At 67.9% G+C, this 15,092-nt stretch carries 15 protein-coding genes; 9 read left to right on the forward strand and 6 right to left on the reverse strand.

Annotated elements, in window-relative coordinates; all coding sequences use genetic code 11:
* Positions 1-32: 32 nt before the first annotated feature.
* On the reverse strand, positions 33-1,976 hold the full coding sequence (locus EI982_RS07035; RefSeq protein WP_157688849.1) for a TRAP transporter large permease: 1,944 nt from the start codon (positions 1,974-1,976) through the stop codon (positions 33-35).
* A gap of 63 nt (positions 1,977-2,039) precedes the next feature.
* Positions 2,040-3,191, reverse strand: a complete 1,152-nt coding sequence (locus tag EI982_RS07040) for a TRAP transporter substrate-binding protein (protein WP_157688850.1) — start codon at positions 3,189-3,191, stop codon at positions 2,040-2,042.
* Between the two features lie 257 nt (positions 3,192-3,448).
* Here EI982_RS07040 and EI982_RS07045 point away from each other — a divergent pair, with 257 nt between their 5' ends.
* The 3 genes from EI982_RS07045 (at position 3,449) to EI982_RS07055 (ending at position 6,211) form a co-directional block, all read left to right on the forward strand.
* The gene (locus EI982_RS07045) at positions 3,449-4,372 is read left to right on the forward strand and encodes a bile acid:sodium symporter (protein ID WP_157688851.1); all 924 of its coding nucleotides are present in this window, start codon (positions 3,449-3,451) and stop codon (positions 4,370-4,372) included.
* Between the two features lie 138 nt (positions 4,373-4,510).
* Positions 4,511-5,563, forward strand: coding sequence for an NAD(P)-dependent glycerol-1-phosphate dehydrogenase (locus EI982_RS07050; protein ID WP_157688852.1), 1,053 nt, complete (start codon positions 4,511-4,513; stop codon positions 5,561-5,563).
* Positions 5,564-5,602: 39 nt separating this feature from the next.
* On the forward strand, positions 5,603-6,211 hold the full coding sequence (locus EI982_RS07055) for a DUF420 domain-containing protein (protein WP_157688853.1): 609 nt from the start codon (positions 5,603-5,605) through the stop codon (positions 6,209-6,211).
* Positions 6,212-6,265: 54 nt separating this feature from the next.
* Here EI982_RS07055 and EI982_RS07060 read toward each other — a convergent pair whose 3' ends face one another.
* A complete protein-coding gene (locus EI982_RS07060) occupies positions 6,266-6,697 on the reverse strand; it encodes a universal stress protein (RefSeq protein WP_157688854.1) in 432 nt (143 codons plus the stop codon).
* A 131-nt stretch (positions 6,698-6,828) separates the two neighbouring features.
* Here EI982_RS07060 and EI982_RS07065 point away from each other — a divergent pair, with 131 nt between their 5' ends.
* The 3 genes from EI982_RS07065 (at position 6,829) to EI982_RS07075 (ending at position 9,625) form a co-directional block, all read left to right on the forward strand.
* Positions 6,829-7,893, forward strand: coding sequence for a glycosyltransferase family 4 protein (locus EI982_RS07065; RefSeq protein ID WP_157688855.1), 1,065 nt, complete (start codon positions 6,829-6,831; stop codon positions 7,891-7,893).
* A gap of 53 nt (positions 7,894-7,946) precedes the next feature.
* Positions 7,947-8,210, forward strand: coding sequence for an MTH865 family protein (locus EI982_RS07070; protein WP_157688856.1), 264 nt, complete (start codon positions 7,947-7,949; stop codon positions 8,208-8,210).
* Positions 8,211-8,317: 107 nt separating this feature from the next.
* Complete coding sequence (locus EI982_RS07075; RefSeq protein WP_157688857.1) at positions 8,318-9,625, forward strand: HEAT repeat domain-containing protein; 1,308 nt, start codon at positions 8,318-8,320, stop codon at positions 9,623-9,625.
* A 30-nt stretch (positions 9,626-9,655) separates the two neighbouring features.
* On the opposite strand, the gene EI982_RS07080 is transcribed toward EI982_RS07075, so the two are convergent.
* Positions 9,656-10,495, reverse strand: coding sequence for a DUF7504 family protein (locus tag EI982_RS07080; RefSeq protein WP_157688858.1), 840 nt, complete (start codon positions 10,493-10,495; stop codon positions 9,656-9,658).
* Between the two features lie 134 nt (positions 10,496-10,629).
* Here EI982_RS07080 and EI982_RS07085 point away from each other — a divergent pair, with 134 nt between their 5' ends.
* Complete coding sequence (locus EI982_RS07085; RefSeq protein WP_157688859.1) at positions 10,630-12,486, forward strand: S9 family peptidase; 1,857 nt, start codon at positions 10,630-10,632, stop codon at positions 12,484-12,486.
* Between the two features lie 8 nt (positions 12,487-12,494).
* Here the strand turns inward: EI982_RS07085 and EI982_RS07090 are convergent, their stop codons facing one another.
* Positions 12,495-13,133 carry a hypothetical protein gene (locus tag EI982_RS07090; RefSeq protein ID WP_157688860.1) on the reverse strand — a complete coding sequence of 213 codons (639 nt, stop codon included), beginning with the start codon at positions 13,131-13,133 and terminating at the stop codon, positions 12,495-12,497.
* The gene (locus EI982_RS07095; protein WP_157688861.1) at positions 13,112-13,312 is read right to left on the reverse strand and encodes a hypothetical protein; all 201 of its coding nucleotides are present in this window, start codon (positions 13,310-13,312) and stop codon (positions 13,112-13,114) included. Before EI982_RS07095 ends, EI982_RS07090 begins: the two co-directional genes overlap by 22 nt.
* Positions 13,313-13,472: 160 nt before the next feature.
* Between EI982_RS07095 and EI982_RS07100 the strand changes: the two genes are divergently transcribed.
* Both EI982_RS07100 and EI982_RS07105 read left to right on the forward strand, forming a co-directional pair.
* Positions 13,473-14,567, forward strand: coding sequence for an SPFH domain-containing protein (locus EI982_RS07100; RefSeq protein WP_157688862.1), 1,095 nt, complete (start codon positions 13,473-13,475; stop codon positions 14,565-14,567).
* Entirely contained in the window at positions 14,564-14,836 is a 273-nt protein-coding gene (locus tag EI982_RS07105; protein WP_157688863.1) for a hypothetical protein, read from the forward strand. Before EI982_RS07100 ends, EI982_RS07105 begins: the two co-directional genes overlap by 4 nt.
* Positions 14,837-15,092: the final 256 nt, after the last annotated feature.

Below are 15,092 nucleotides of genomic sequence, written 5' to 3' on the forward strand. Positions count from 1 at the left end.
GCGGGGACGGGTCGGTGCGACAGGGGGTGCGATCACGCGTACCCCAGCGCCCGGGGGAGCCAGAGGGCGATCTCCGGGAACAGGATCACCGACAGCAACACGACGGCCTCGACGAGGAAGAACCACACCAGGTTCTTGGTTATCGTCTCGATGTCGGTGTCGGCGATCGGCGCCGCGACGAACAGGGTCACCCCCAACGGTGGCGTGATCATCCCCATCGCCAGCGTCATGATCATCACGACGGCGAAATGGAGCGGGTCGCCACCGACCCGGACGACGAGCGGCGTGAACACCGGCGCCCAGAGGAGGATGTTGGCGATCGATTCGATGAACATCGCCAGGACGGCGAGGATTCCCACGATCAGCAGGATCAACGCCGTCGGGTGCTGGGTCAAGGCGAACAGGGCGCTCCCGACGGCCTCGGGCACGGACTTGATCGCCATGAGATACGTGATTGGTCGGGCAGCGCCGATGATGAACAGCGTCACCCCCGCCATCGTGACGGTGCTGTACGACGCCTCGACGAAGCTCTCCAGATCCATCTCGTCGTAGACGAACACGCCGACGAGGAGGGTGTAGCCGACCGCCACCGCGCCCGCCTCCGTCGGGGTGAACACCCCCGAGAGGATCCCCCCGACGATGATGACCGGCATGACGAGCGCGAGCAGGGCATCCCGGGTGATCGACAGCGCCTCGCCGGCCGAGGGACGGTCCGCGCTGTCGACCTCGGGGACGCGCTCCCAGTCGGTTCGCCAACCGATGGCGTACGTCGCTACCATCAGCCCGAGACCGAAGAGAATCCCCGGGACCACCCCGGCGATGAACAGGGCACTCACACCCACCTCGGGGATGGTGATAGCGAAGACGATCATGATGATGCTCGGGGGAATGATGGGGCCGATGATCGAAGACGAGCAAGTGATCGCGGAGGCGTACCCGCTGTCGTATCCCTCCTCTTTCATCGCGGGGATGAGCACGCTCCCGACGGCCGCCGTGTCGGCCACCGCCGACCCCGAGATGCCGGCAAAGAGCATGCTGGTCACGACGTTGACGTGTGACAGCCCCGCCCGCAGTCGGCCGACGAGGAGGTTCGCGAAGTCGATGATGCGCCGCGTGATCCCGGTCGCGGTCATCAGGCGACCGGCGTAAATGAACATCGGAATCGCCAGGATGGAGAAGCCGCCGATGGCCTGGCCCATCTGCTGGACGACCAACAGGGGCTGGAGGATATCGAGCGAGTTCGGGAACACGAGGAGAAAGAGGAGCGTGCTGAGCGCCATCCCGAAGGCGACCGGCACGTTCAGCAGGATCATGGCGATCAACGCGACGAACACCAGCCCGACCTCCAGGACGGCGTTCCGAGGCAACGGGAGGCCCACCGCGTACAGCGCGAGTGCGACGGCCGAGAACGCCAGAAAGGTGCCGATCGCACCCACCGAGTTCGCCTCCAGATCCTCCCCGGCCGCCTCGACGATCCGCCGTGTCGACTCGACCGAGACGTACAGCCCGCCGACCGCGAGTGGGAGTTGGGTCCAGAACAGCGAGACGCCGAGCAGCGCGTGCTGGCTACTCGACTGGTTCAAGGCGAGCTGCGAGCCGAACCACAGCATCGCGACGCCGAGGACGAGGATCAGGCCGTTGTTGATCATCGTGAGCGAGCGCCTGACCCGATCGGAGAACTTCCGGTAGAGATACGATACGCTCACGTGATCGCCGACGTAGTACGCGACCGCACCGCCGACGTACGTGACGTAGAGGTCGAGGACCACCGACAGCGGGTTCGCCCAGCCGAAGGAGAACCCGAAGGCGTACCGCGCGACGACGTTGAGGTTGATCGCGACGGCGATACCGATCAATCCACAGATCGACGCCCACTTGAGTACCAGCCGAAGCCATCGCTCGACCTGGTCGATACCCGGCTCTATCCGCCCGAGGCTCTGCTGGAGTCCGGTCTTGACGCGCGTATCCGTACTCATGGGGGGAGCACGAGAGTCGAGGGGGCCATCATGTCGTTCGGGCTCGGAGGGGGACGGCGGGGATTACAGCTCCACGCCCGGGACGTCGTGGTCCTGGAACTCGAGGGCGCTCGTGACGAACTCCTCGGGAACGCCGTCCTCCCCGAGCCATTCGTCGTAGGTCGGCTCGGTGACCTGCTGCCACTCCTCGAGTTCGCTGTCCGTCGGGCTGTAGATCTCGATCTCCGAGTTCTCCTCCTGTATCATGCGCTTGGCCTCGGCACCCTGTTCCAGGTCCATCTCGATCTGCTGGGGCGTGACCTCCGCGACCGACGACGTGACCACCTCCTGGAGGTCGCTGGGAAGCCGGCCCCACGAGTCGGAGTTGATGTGCAGGATCGCCGGACTGTCCTGGGTCTGTGTTTCGACGGTGTAGTTGATCTCCTCGAACATCCCCGAGGCGTACAGCCACCAGTAGTGGATGTGGATGCCCTGGACGACGCCCTGTTGCATCGCCGACGTCGTCTCGGACCACGCGACGGGCGTCGAACTGAAGTTCCAGTTCCCGACGGTCGAGCCTTCGATGGGGGATTCGGTCACCCGGATCCCCTGGCCGCTCCCGTCGGTCGGGACGACCGGCGTGGAGTCGTCCGAGAAGTGCATGTGACGCATGCTCCCGCCGTTGCTCCCCCAGTAGTCCAGGATCTCGATGTTCGGGAGGTCCTCGTAGACGGCCTCGTGGACCCGTTCGACGACCTCCCCACGTCCGCCGTCGCCGTAGTTCTCGCTCCAGAAGCCGTAGAGGTTCTCGTGGTCCGACCAGAGGTACGGGAGTTGGACGAACAGCCACGCGTCAGTCAGGTTCGCGAGGTTGTTCACCGCCGAGACGCCCATATCGAGCGTTCCGGAGTTGACGGAACTCGTGATCTCCGGCGGACCGCCGGCGTTCTGACAACAGACGACGTCGACGCTGATCCGGCCGTCCGAGTTCTCCTCGATGGTCTCCGCGAGCAACTCGGTCCCACGGTAGTGGGCGCTCTCCTGGGTGGCCGACTCCGCGAGATTCAACGTGTAGGAGTCCTGGTCCTGGGACGCCTGTGCGGTCGTCGTCATCTCGCCACCGTCGCCCTCGCTACCGCCACCGCCGCCACCCGCACAGCCCGCCAAGGCACCGACGCTGACCGATCCACCGACCGTTTGCAGTACTTTTCTCCTCGAAATGGAGCTATCAACCATCGTTAGCCGATAACTATGGTCGTACGTCTAAATCTAACTGTTTGTTTCGTCGGAGACGGTCGAAATATATACAAACGTCCATGTGTTCGCCCAATAATGTGACGTGCAATCGTGAAATTCCCCATTTCATCTAACTATGTGCGGTACAGTTCGGATTCCCGCGACCGTCTCGGTGAGTGGAAAAACGGGGGTCGGCGACCCACCCGGCGGAACGGGCGGGAGAAGGTGAGTTCCCACCCCGGGGCGGCACACGCCCGATGACGCCGCGAACGCTACTCGCCCGGGGTCGCAACGTCGTGCTCGTCGTCGCCGCGGCGGCGCTGGGAACGTGGTTCCCGCAACTCGCCGGCGTCGGTTCGTTCACCCTCCCCATCGTCGCCTTTCTCGTGTATATCTCCCTCCGTGACGTCGATCCGCGTTCCCTCGCGTCGGGCGTCCCGCTTCGTGCCCTCACGGTCGGTCTCGCCGTCTCCTATGCGGTGCTCCCGGCGGGAGCGTTCCTCCTCGGTCCCGTCCTGGCGACGCCGGAACACCGGGTCGGGCTGTACGTCGTCAGTGCCGTGCCGATCACGGCGGGCAGTTCGATCGTCTGGACGCGACTCTCGGACGGCGACGTCGAACTCGCCGCCCTCGTCGCGGTTACGTCGATCGTGCTCTCGCCCGTGGTCACGCCGCCGGTGCTGTCGGCGCTCGTCGGCTCCACGGTGGCGTTGTCCCCCGGTTCGGTGGTGTCGAACCTCCTGTTCATCGTCGGTGGGGGTGTGGGTCTGCGGGTGGTCGTGCCGGACGACGCGCTCTCGGCGTCCCAGCTCGATGCCGGTGCGCGCGCGTCGATCGCCGTCCTCGTGTACGCCGGCGTCGCCGGGGTCGACCCCGGGCGGGTGACGGCGGACCTGCCGCTCCTGTCGGTGACGACGGCGACCCTCCTCCTCGTCGGCTTCGTCGCGAGCGTCGGACTCTGTCTCCTCTGTGGACTCGCTCCGGGCGTTCGCTCCGCGGTGTTCTTCTCCGGGAGCCTGAAGAACCTCGGCGTCAGCCTGCTCGTCGTGGACGTCCTCGGGATGCCGGCCGCGACGGTCGTCGTCGTGGTCTACTACGTCCTCCAACAGGTCGTCGGGGCACTGGCCGCGGACCTGCTGTTTCCGTGGCCGGGCGACGAGCCGTCCGAGTCCACCGTCTGATCCCGCTCCGTGATCGTTCCAGGGTGGCGCCGTCCCGTCCGAGCCCGGCTCGATGGGACGAGAACTTCCGACGGCGGAGCGGGACCGAAGTACCGCGCGGACCTCATCTTCTAAATGGTTCCGCGAAGTAGGAGGCCCATGTTCGAGAAGTCGACGTGGATCAAGCTGCCCCGAAACGTCGTCGTGGGCCACGGCGTCCTCGACGACCTCGGGGCCGTGGTCGACGACCTCGCGGTCGCCGGCCGGCCGCTGGTCGTCACGAGCCCGACGCCGAACCGCCTCGTCGGCGACCGCGTCCGCGCCCAACTCGGCGAGGACCCCGCCACGGTCGCCGTCGAGGCGGCGGGGTTCGACGCGGTCGAACGCGTCACCGAGCGGGCGCGGGCGGCCGAGGCGACCTACCTCGTGGGGCTCGGCGGCGGGAAGCCGATCGACACCGCGAAGATGGCCGCCGACCGCCTCGGCTTGGGACTCGTGTCGGTCCCCACCGCGGCCAGTCACGACGGCATCGTCAGCGGGCGCTCCTCCATCCCCGAGGGCGACACCCGTCACAGCGTCGCGGCGGACCCGCCGCTCGCCGTCGTCGCCGACACCGAGGTGATCGCCGCCGGCCCCTGGGAACTCACTACCGCGGGCTGTGCCGACATCGTCTCCAACTACACCGCGGTCGAGGACTGGCAACTCGCCTACCGGCTCCAGGACGTGCCCTACTCCGAGTACGCGGGCGCGCTGTCGCGGATGACCGCCGAGTTGCTCGTCGAGAACGCGGGCTCGATCAAGGAGGGCCTCGAGGAGTCCGCGTGGGTGGTGATGAAGGCGCTGGTCTCCTCGGGTGTCGCGATGTCGATCGCCGGGTCGTCACGGCCCGCCAGCGGCGCCGAACACCTCTTCTCGCACCGACTCGACCGTATCGCGCCCGGCCGCGCGCTCCACGGCCACCAGGTCGGCGTCGGCGCCATCATCGTCGCCTACCTCCACGAGGGCGAGCGGGGGATGTGGCGCGACATCCGCGACGCCCTCTCGGTCATCGGCGCGCCGACCACCGCGGACGAGCTCGGCTTCGACGACGAGACGGTGATCGAGGCGCTGACGACCGCCCACCGCATCCGCGACCGGTACACCATCCTCGGCGACGGCATCAGCGAGGCGGCCGCCCGCGAGGCCGTCACCGTGACCGACGTGATCGGGTAGGAACGGAAGAGGCAAGCCGATCCGGTCCGACCGTCGACCATGGCAACGGCCAGCGCAAGCGGTCCGGTGAAGGAACATCCCGCCGCCGCCACCGCGGTGTTGTCGGTCGTGGGCTACACCCTCGTCGTGGGCACGTTCGCGGGTGTCGTCCCCGAATCGGTCTTCCCCGACCTCTCGCTCGCACAGGTAAATGCCCTCTCCGACGCCATCGCCGTCGTCAACACCGCGGCGACCCTCTGTCTGATCGCCGGGTGGCGGTGGATCCGCCGCGACGAGGTGAAGAAACACGCCGCCGCGATGTCGACGGCGTTCGGTCTCATCCTCCTGTTTCTCGTCATCTACCTGACGAAGATCGGTGGCGGCGGCACCAAGGAGTTCGTCGGGCCACAGCTTCCCTACTTCGCGTACCTCGCGATGCTCGCGATCCACATCCTCCTCTCCATCGTCTCCGTGCCCGTCGTCCTCTACGCCATCGTCCTCGGCCTGACACACACGCCGAACGAACTCCGCGACACGGCTCACGCCCGCGTCGGCCGCATCGCCGCCGGATCGTGGATCCTCTCGCTCACGCTCGGCGTCCTCGCGTACCTGCTCCTCAACCACGTCTATAGCTGGGAGTTCGTCGCGGTCGCCGCGGGCGTTACGTAGCCGGCCACGAACCGCCGACGAGCGACGGGCGTTCGTCGCGGCCGCACACGCCGGCTACGCGCCGCCCACCACGAGCACCGGTGCGTCGACCTGGCGGACGACCCGGCCGGTGACGCTGCCGACCGGATACGGCTCCGCCCCGTGGCGGCCGTGGGTCCCCATCACCACGAGGTCGATCCCCCGCTCCCGTGTGCACTCGACGATCACGTTCTCGGCGACGCCCTCGACGGCCGTCGCCGTGACGTCGACCCCGCGGTCGGTCGCCCGCGCCTGCAGGTCGTCGAGGACCGTCTCGCCCTCGGCACGGAGCGTCTCGTGCAGGTCGTCGAGCGACAGCGTCGGCGCCTCGTGGGCGAGGGCGTCCGTCTCGACGACGTAGAGCCCGTGGACGGTCGCGTCGAACCGCTCGGCCACGCCGAGTGCGTGGTCGAGTGCCGTCACGGCCGCCTCGCTCCCGTCGGTCGGAACCAGGACGTCGTCGTACATGGTCGGCCGTCCGGTCGCCCGACCCCTCAACCCACGTGTCGGTTCCCGGCCCGCGGGAACGGGGCGGCGAGATATCGCGGACTGCCCGGCGACGGAGGGGATTTTTGGTCACCGGCTCCGTGGGCCGGCACGTGCACGTCGCGTTCGTGACGATGACGACGGCCCACCACGTGGACCACTGGTACGCCCGTCGGACGCGGGCGGTCGCCGAACGCCTCGCGTCTCGGGGCCACGAGGTGTCCGTCGTCTGTACGCAGTGGTGGGGTGGCGACCACGCCGCCTTCGACTTCGACGGCGTCTCCTATCGCCGCGTGACGACCGACCGCTCCCCGTCGACGTTCGTCGCGAAGCTCCCGTTCGTCCTCAACGGCGTCCGGCCGGAGGTGATCCACGTCGCCACGGATCCCGCCCTCGCAGTGCCGGCCGCGAAGGCCGCCGGCCGCCTCCGACGGGTGCCCGTCGTCGCGGAGTGGTGGGATCCACCGGGGCGCGGGACCGAACGCTCCTGGCGTCGCCACTGGGCCGCCCGATCCCCGAACACCCTCCTCGTTCCCTCCGAGACCGTCGCGACGACGGCCCGGGAGTGTGGCGCCGCCGCCGACGCCGTCAAGGTGCTCCCCGACAGCGTCGACGTGGCCGGCATCCGCGACGCGCCGGTCGACGATCGGGCGGACCTGGTGTACGCCCGCCGCCTCGACGAGCACGCGAACGTCGAGGAGTTCCTGCTCGCGCTGGCGGAACTCCGCGGATGGGAGTGGCGGGCGGCGATCATCGGCGACGGTCCCGCACGGGCGGACGCCGAACGGATGGCCAGCGACCTCCGGATCGACGACCGGGTCGAGTTCCTCGGCGACCTCGCCCCGGCCGAACAGGTCCCGATCCTCAAGGGAGCGCACGTCTTCGCCCAGACGGCCACCTGGGAGCCGTTCGCGACCGACCTCCTGCGGGCGCTCGCCTGTGGGTGCGTGGGCGTCGTCGAGTACCAGGCCGACTCCGCCGCCCACGAACTCGTCGAGGCCGACCCCCGGAGTTCGCTGGTGACCAGTCCACAGGAACTCGCCGAGGAGATCGTCGCCGCGACCGAGACCGAGCGCTGGACGGTCAACGAGGATTACGCCGCCTACGACCACGACGCCGTCCTCGACCGGTACGTCGATCGCTATCGGGAACTCGTGACGGACTACGGGCTCTTCTGACGGCCGTCCCGGCTTTCGGAACGCTTATCCGCCAGATACGTCCACGAATTCCCATGAACGAAGACACCGAAGCCGAACTCCGCAAGCAGTTTCGCTCGGCGTTCGAGGGCGCCGACTTCCCCGTGACCGACCAGATGGATCTCGTCCCGACGCTCCCCGACGGCCCGGGCACCCGGTTCGAGGCCGGGGACGTGTCCTTCTCCGCGATGGAACTCGCGGCCAACCTCGACGGCCACCAGGAGTTCCCCTACGAATCGGTCGACGAACTCGTCGACGACGTGATGGCGGCGCTGAAAACCGAGGGACTGCTGGACTGATCCCGGATCGGGGTGCCGCCCCCGGCGCGAAACAACTTTATTCTCCATCCCGTACAGCAAACCGGAGTCCCTGGAGCCCGGACGACGGCTCGGGGAGGACGACAAGGATGGTGGAAGACCGATCCGAGGCGGATACGGCGTTTCTCTACGAACTCGCACGGGAGTCGAACACGACGGAGCTGGTCGCGTATCTCCGACGCGGATCGCGTCCGGTCGTCCGGCGACGGGCCGCGGAGATGCTGGGCGACTTCGCCGAGGAGACGACGCGGAACGACGGCGACACCCAGGAGGTCATCCGTGCCCTCATTCAGGCGGTCCGAGAGGACGACGACCGGAGCGTCCGTGCGCGAGCGATCGACGCACTGTACCGACACGGCCCGGACACGCTCGAACGGCTCGTCCACGAGATGGGCGAGTTCGACATCGAACCCGAGGAGGGGACGCGATCCGATACGGCTGCGGAACGAGCGACGGCGAGGCTCCTCGAGGAGTGGCTCGACGCCGACTATCCGGAGTTCCGCATGGTCGCGGCGACCGCACTCGGACGGATGGGTGGGGAGCGATCACTGTCCGCGCTCGTGGCGGCGACGACCGATCCGTCTCCACGGGTACGTGCCCGTGCCGTGCAGTCCTGTGGGTGGATCGGTGACGAACGGTGTGTCGGGGCCCTCCGGAATCGCCTCGACGATGACAGGCGCCGCGTCCGTGAGGAGGCGGTGCGGGCCCTGGGTGCCATCGGGAGCGAGGCCGCACTCAGGTCGCTCGCGCCGGTCGTCCAGGCCGACGAGGAATCGCTCCGACGGGCCGCAATCGAGGAACTCGGTCAGTTTGCGACCCTCGAACCCGTCGACGTCCTGCTTCGAGCGTTGGTCGACGATACCGCACCGGTACAGCGTGCGGCGCTCCTGTCGCTCGTCCAGTTGTTCGTCGACGCCCCGGCGGAACGACGGCAGGAGGTCCGTGAGGCCGTCGCCGACCGGCTCTCGAACGCGGACACGCTGACGGTGGTCCCCCACGTGATCGACATGCTCGACGAGAGCCGACGGACGGACGTGAGACACAACGCAGCGTGGCTCCTGGGTCGGGTGGCCGACGCCGACGATCCGGACGCGGATCGGCGCGATGCGGTGTACGACTGCCTGATCGCCGCACTCGGCGACCCGGACGACCGAACGGCCCGGCTCGCGGCGAGCAGTCTGGCCGAACTCGAGAGTGAAAAGCTCGAACGCCGGCTCCAGATCCTCGTTCACGACGAGGACGTGCCGTCGGACGTCGCCGAGCGCGCGGAGGCGGTACTCGACGAGATCGGAGGGAGCCTCTCGGGAGAGGTCGTGACCAACGCCGTCGATTATACGTACGTCCGCGATCCGTCGGATTACACGGCCAACCACGACGATGCCGACCGAGAGCCGTGAGTGCCCCACGACGCGCCCCGGATCGCCGACTCAGTCGAGTTCGGAATGTGGCCCGGCGATGAACCGCCGGTCGTCGGCCTCGATCGAGAGGTCGAACACCTGATCGAGGACGTTGATCGTCGACTTCGACTGCGCTCGCGGGTCGACGTGATAGTGAGAGAGTGCATCGGCCCGGTCGAAGCGCACGGCGAGGACGTGGAGGAACTTGAAAACCGTTTGCAGGTCGAACTTCTCGACGAGTTCGGGAAGGATGTCGAATTCGGCGGCTATCTTCCCGCCGACGTCTTCGTACTCGCCGACGATCCGCGAAATCGTCTCGCCGACCTCGGAGAGGCCGAGTCGACTGTCGAGACGGACGACTTCCAGCGATCCCTCCGAGAGGTCGAGATCCGAGACGTCGCCGAGGGGATCGGGCTTGGTCGTGAGGATGATCGTCCGTCTCGGCCACTCCCGGAGCGCATCGTCGATCAGCCGAATCCGTTCGGCGGGGGCCGTCGTCACGAACAGGACGATATCTCCGGGGGAGAGAAAGTGGACTCGGGCGTTGTCGAGGCCGTCGCTCCCACGCGGGGCACGGACCAACACGCCACCGGTTCGGTCGAATTCGTCCGCGACGTGGACTCCCGACTCCACGGACGACTCGACGTGTTCGAACAGGTGCCGCTCGAAGCGCTCGATCCCGGCGTCGCGGTCGTGGTGCTGGCCGCTCCGTTCACAGTGAGGGCAGCTCCACCGGATCCGGAAATCCTGTTTGGTCACCCGCTCGCGGTGGTGTCCGAGGATGTGGGTGCCAACAGCGTCACCGATCGTGTCTCGGCTCGTCGACCAGATCGTGAAGGGACACTGCCGACACTGGAACCGGTAGACCATCTACGTTCCTACCGATTCATACCAGTAGTATATCAGTTCTTGTTCGCTCGCGTGCGATGAATCGAGGCCGCCCACGGGGCCGAGGGAGCGCTCGCCGGGGGAAGGGGTTTGGTCACGCCCGACCAACGCCCGGTATGTTCGACATCGAGCGGTACCTCAACGTGCGGAGCGCCCACGGCGCCTCCGTCGGTCCGGACGGCGACCGACTCGCCTTCCTCATGGACACCACCGGCGTTCCGCAGGTATGGACGCTCTCGGCGCCCGGCGCCTGGCCCGAGCAGCGGACCTTCTTCGACGACCGCGTCACCTTCGCCTCCTGGTCGCCCGAACGTCCCGAACTGATCGTCGGCCGGGACCGGGGCGGCGACGAACGCGAGGCGCTCTACCGCCTCGACGTCGCGACCGGCGAAATCGTCGATCTGACCCGACATCCCGACGCGAAACACTGGTTCGGGGGCTGGAGTCCCGACGGCGACCGCTTCGCCTTCGCCTCCAACCGCCGCGACGACGCGGTGTTCGACGTCTACGTCCAGGATCGTGACGCGACCGGCGCGGACGCCGAGCGCGTTCACGAGGGCGCCGGCTGGCTCTCCGTCGCCGGCTGGAGCCCCGACGGCGACCGCCTCCTCCTCGTCGAGTCCCACTCCAGTTTCGACCAAGACGTCTACGTCCTCGACGTCGGGACGGGAACGCGCCGCCACCTGACGCCCCACGAGGGGACGATCCGGCACCTGAGCGCGACCTGGGGACCCGACGGCGAGAACGTCTACCTCGCCACCGACCGCGACGGTGACACGCTCTCGCTGGCCCGGATCGACCTCGCGACCGGCGACCTATCGTCCGTCGTGGCCGCCGACGCCGGCGACGCGACCACGGCCCTCGCCGACGACGAGTGGAACGTCGACGGCGTCGCGGTCGACGAGGACTCCCGGCGCGTGGTCTACTCCCGCAACGTCGACGGCTACACGGAACTCGGCGTGGGCGAGCTCGTCGCGCCCGGCCGGCTGGATCACTTCCCGACCCCCGACCTCCCGGAGTCCGTCGCCGGCGGCGTGAGTTTCGGCCCGAACGGGGACCGCTTCGCGCTGACCGTCACCCGAAGCGACGACACCGCCAACGTCTACGTCGTCGACGTGACAAGCGGGACGGTCGAGCGCTGGACCCGGGCCTCCACCGCGGGCATCCCGCGTGACTCCTTCGTCGCCCCGGAACTCGTCCACTACCCCTCCGTCGACGGACTGGAGGTGCCCGCCTTCTTCTCCCTCCCCGAGACCGACACCGGGCACGGCGAGACGCCCGTCGTCGTCGACGTCCACGGCGGCCCCGAATCGCAGCGCCGACCCTCCTTCGGCCGGGTGAAACAGTACCTCCTCTCCCGGGGCTACGCCGTCTTCGAACCGAACGTCCGCGGCTCGACGGGCTACGGCAAGGCCTACACCCACCTCGACGACGTCGAAAAGCGCATGGACGCGGTCGCGGACCTGAAGGCCGGCGTCGAATGGCTCCACGACCACCCCGCCGTGGACCCGGACCGTATCGCGGTGATGGGTGCCTCCTACGGCGGCTTCATGACCCTCGCCGCGCTCACCGAGTATCCCGACGTCTGGGCGGCCGGCGTCGACATCGTCGGCATCGCCAACTTCGTGACGTTCCTCGAGAACACCGGGGACTGGCGGCGCGAACTCCGCGAGGCCGAATACGGGTCGCTCGACGAGGACCGCGACCTACTGGAGTCGATCAGCCCCGTCCACAACGTCGACGACATCGCCGCCCCCCTCTTCGTCCTCCACGGCGAGAACGACCCGCGCGTGCCCGTAAGCGAGGCCCACCGGATCGTCGAAGGGGCCCGGGAGGCCGGCGTCCCCGTCCGCGAACTGATCTTCGAGGACGAGGGGCACGGCTTCACGAAACTGGAAAACCGGATCGAGGCCTACACCGCCATCGTGGACTTTCTGGACGAACACCTCGGGACGGGAACCGAGGCGACGTAGCCCGCCGCCTACGTCGCCCGTTGGTCGTCGGGGTTGACCGCGCGGTTCTCCACCGTGTTCGGTTCGTCCTCGCTGCGCCGCGGGTCGGCCGCCGTGGCGACGGTCTTCGTCGGCACGTCGTCGTCGCCCTCCTCTTCCTCCTCGGCTTCGGCCTCCTCCGCTTCGGCTTCCTCCGCTTCGGCTCCTTCCGCCTCGTGATCCTCGGGGTTGACCGCGCGGTTCCCCACCGTGTTGGGTTCGTCCTCGCTGCGCCGCGGATCCGCCGCCGTGGCGACGGTCTTCGTCGGCACGTCGTCGCCCTCCTCTTCCTCCTCGGCTTCGGCCTCCTCCGCTTCGGCCCCTTCCGCCTCGTGATCCTCGGGGTTGGCCGCGCGGTTCCCCACCGTGTTGGGTTCGTCCTCGGCGCGCCGCGGGTCGGCGGCCGTCGCGACGGTCTTCGTCGGCACGTCGTCGTCGCCCTCCTCTTCCTCCTCGGCTTCGGGTTCGGCCTCCGCTTCCTCGGCTTCGGGTTCGGCCTCCGAGTCCGGTTCCGGTTCGGGCTCCGAGTCCGGTTCCGATTTCGACGACGTCGACGCCTCGTCGCTGGAGCCCCCGCCGAAGATGGAGAGAATCTTGCCGAGCAGGCTCATGCCGACGCACCCCCCCACGCGGTGTCGGCGGAGCGGAGCGGACAGCCGGTCGGCAGGGAGCGAGTCGGGGCCGTCGATCGGAGCGTCGCGTCGCTCGTCGGCCGGTCGAGCCCGCCCGTCGCGACGGAGACGATGGTCAACACGATGCTCGTGACGGCGGCGGCCAACTCGCTAGCCGTCGGTCTGGAACGGTGCATGGCTTTCGTTACCATGGCACTCATTATAAATGTGGGGCCCCGATTCGAGGTCCAGCGCCGGTGAGCGGGCCGTGCTCGTCGTGTTACTCGGATAAGTAAAAATCGGATTAGTGTGAAAACCTCGTTGCTTGATGCGGTCGCGGCGAGAACCGACTGGTGTATGCTTCATCCGCTCCCGATGCAGCTCGACGTCCCGCTGTTCGGGATCGTTGGCCTGCTGGTGCTCGGGCTAGCGATCGTGACGGTCTGGCAGATGGTCCGGATCGTCGACGCCTACGACAAACGGGCACTCACCGTGTTCGGCGAGTATCGCGGCTTGCTCGAACCGGGCATCAACTTCGTTCCGCCGTTCGTCTCGCGCACGTACCGGTTCGACATGCGGACACAGACGATGGACGTGCCCCAACAGGAGGCGATCACGCGGGACAACTCCCCCGTCACGGCCGACGCCGTCGTCTACCTCCGCGTGATGGACGCGAAGAAGGCGTTCCTCGAGGTCGAGGACTACAAGACCGCGGTCTCGAACCTCGCCCAGACCACGCTCCGGGCGGTCATCGGCGACCTGGAACTCGACGACACGCTGAACAAGCGCCAGGAGATCAACGCCCGCATCCGGAAGGAACTCGACGAACCGACCGACGACTGGGGGATCCGCGTCGAGTCGGTCGAGGTCCGCGAGGTCAACCCCAGCCAGGAAGTCCAGCACGCGATGGAACAGCAGACCGGCGCGGAGCGGCGGCGGCGGGCGACGATCCTCGAAGCCCAGGGCGAACGCCGGAGTGCGGTCGAGAAGGCCGAGGGAGACAAGCAGTCGAACATCATCGGAGCCCAAGGCGAGAAACAGAGCCAGATCCTCGAAGCCCAGGGCGACGCCATCTCGACGGTACTGCGCGCGAAGTCCGCGGAGTCGATGGGGGAGCGGGCGATCATCGACAAGGGAATGGATACGCTGGAGGGGGTCGGGCAGGGTGAGTCGACGACGTTCGTCCTCCCGCAGGAACTCACCTCGCTGGTGGGTCGCTACGGCAAGCACCTCACCGGAAGCGACGTCGCGGCCGACGGACAGCAGTTGGACAGCCTGGATTTCGACGCCGAGACGCGCGAACTCGTCGGCCTCGACGACATCAAGGAGATCCTCGGCGAGATCGACCAGGCAGCAGAGATGGACGTAGAGGAGCTAGAGCAACAGGCCAAGGCGGTCAAGGACGGCGTTCCGAACGCCGCGGACGCCGACCAGGGCGGTGACGGAGCGTGACGGCCGAGCGTTCCCTCCCGACGGATTGGACGCTGGAGACCGAGCGGACGACACACGACGAACTGATGGGCCGGGACTACACCACGGTTCTCTACCGACAGGAGGATACCGGACGCGCGGTGTACATCAACGAGGTCATCGACGGCGACAACGTCTGGGAGTACGCCATCCACCGGTCGGGGGTCGGCGGTGACCTCGGCACCGCCGCCGACCTGGAGTCGGCGAAGGGAATCGCGTTCGCGTTCATGAACGACGCCGACGGGGACTGACGGCCACCGCGCCGTCGGCGGCGGGATTCACCGCCGCGTCTGCCGGACGAACTCGTCGATTTTCGCCTCGATGCGTGTCGCGACGCCGTAGCGGTCGGGACCGTCCGTTTCACGCCGCGCTCACCGCGCGTTCACCGGTCCGGATGGACGGCCCCGACCGGAGCGGTCCAGAAATCGGTCGGCAGGGCGGTTCCGGGCTGTAAACTGGTGGTGACGCCCGTCTTGGTTCCAGACCCCAGGACGGCACCGAACTTCC

Origin of the sequence: Haloplanus salinarum (assembly GCF_009762275.1) — an archaeon.
Taxonomy (GTDB): Archaea; Halobacteriota; Halobacteria; order Halobacteriales; family Haloferacaceae; genus Haloplanus; species Haloplanus salinarum.

Bases quoted from the DNA above. Each gene is read 5' to 3' on its own strand.
- EI982_RS07035 (WP_157688849.1), bottom strand. From the start codon at position 1,976: ATGAGTACGGATACGCGCGTCAAGACCGGACTCCAGCAGAGCCTCGGG.
- EI982_RS07040 (WP_157688850.1), bottom strand. From the start codon at position 3,191: ATGGTTGATAGCTCCATTTCGAGGAGAAAAGTACTGCAAACGGTCGGT.
- EI982_RS07045 (WP_157688851.1), top strand. From the start codon at position 3,449: ATGACGCCGCGAACGCTACTCGCCCGGGGTCGCAACGTCGTGCTCGTC.
- EI982_RS07050 (WP_157688852.1), top strand. From the start codon at position 4,511: ATGTTCGAGAAGTCGACGTGGATCAAGCTGCCCCGAAACGTCGTCGTG.
- EI982_RS07055 (WP_157688853.1), top strand. From the start codon at position 5,603: ATGGCAACGGCCAGCGCAAGCGGTCCGGTGAAGGAACATCCCGCCGCC.
- EI982_RS07060 (WP_157688854.1), bottom strand. From the start codon at position 6,697: ATGTACGACGACGTCCTGGTTCCGACCGACGGGAGCGAGGCGGCCGTG.
- EI982_RS07070 (WP_157688856.1), top strand. From the start codon at position 7,947: ATGAACGAAGACACCGAAGCCGAACTCCGCAAGCAGTTTCGCTCGGCG.
- EI982_RS07075 (WP_157688857.1), top strand. From the start codon at position 8,318: ATGGTGGAAGACCGATCCGAGGCGGATACGGCGTTTCTCTACGAACTC.
- EI982_RS07080 (WP_157688858.1), bottom strand. From the start codon at position 10,495: ATGGTCTACCGGTTCCAGTGTCGGCAGTGTCCCTTCACGATCTGGTCG.
- EI982_RS07085 (WP_157688859.1), top strand. From the start codon at position 10,630: ATGTTCGACATCGAGCGGTACCTCAACGTGCGGAGCGCCCACGGCGCC.
- EI982_RS07095 (WP_157688861.1), bottom strand. From the start codon at position 13,312: ATGCACCGTTCCAGACCGACGGCTAGCGAGTTGGCCGCCGCCGTCACG.
- EI982_RS07100 (WP_157688862.1), top strand. From the start codon at position 13,473: ATGCTTCATCCGCTCCCGATGCAGCTCGACGTCCCGCTGTTCGGGATC.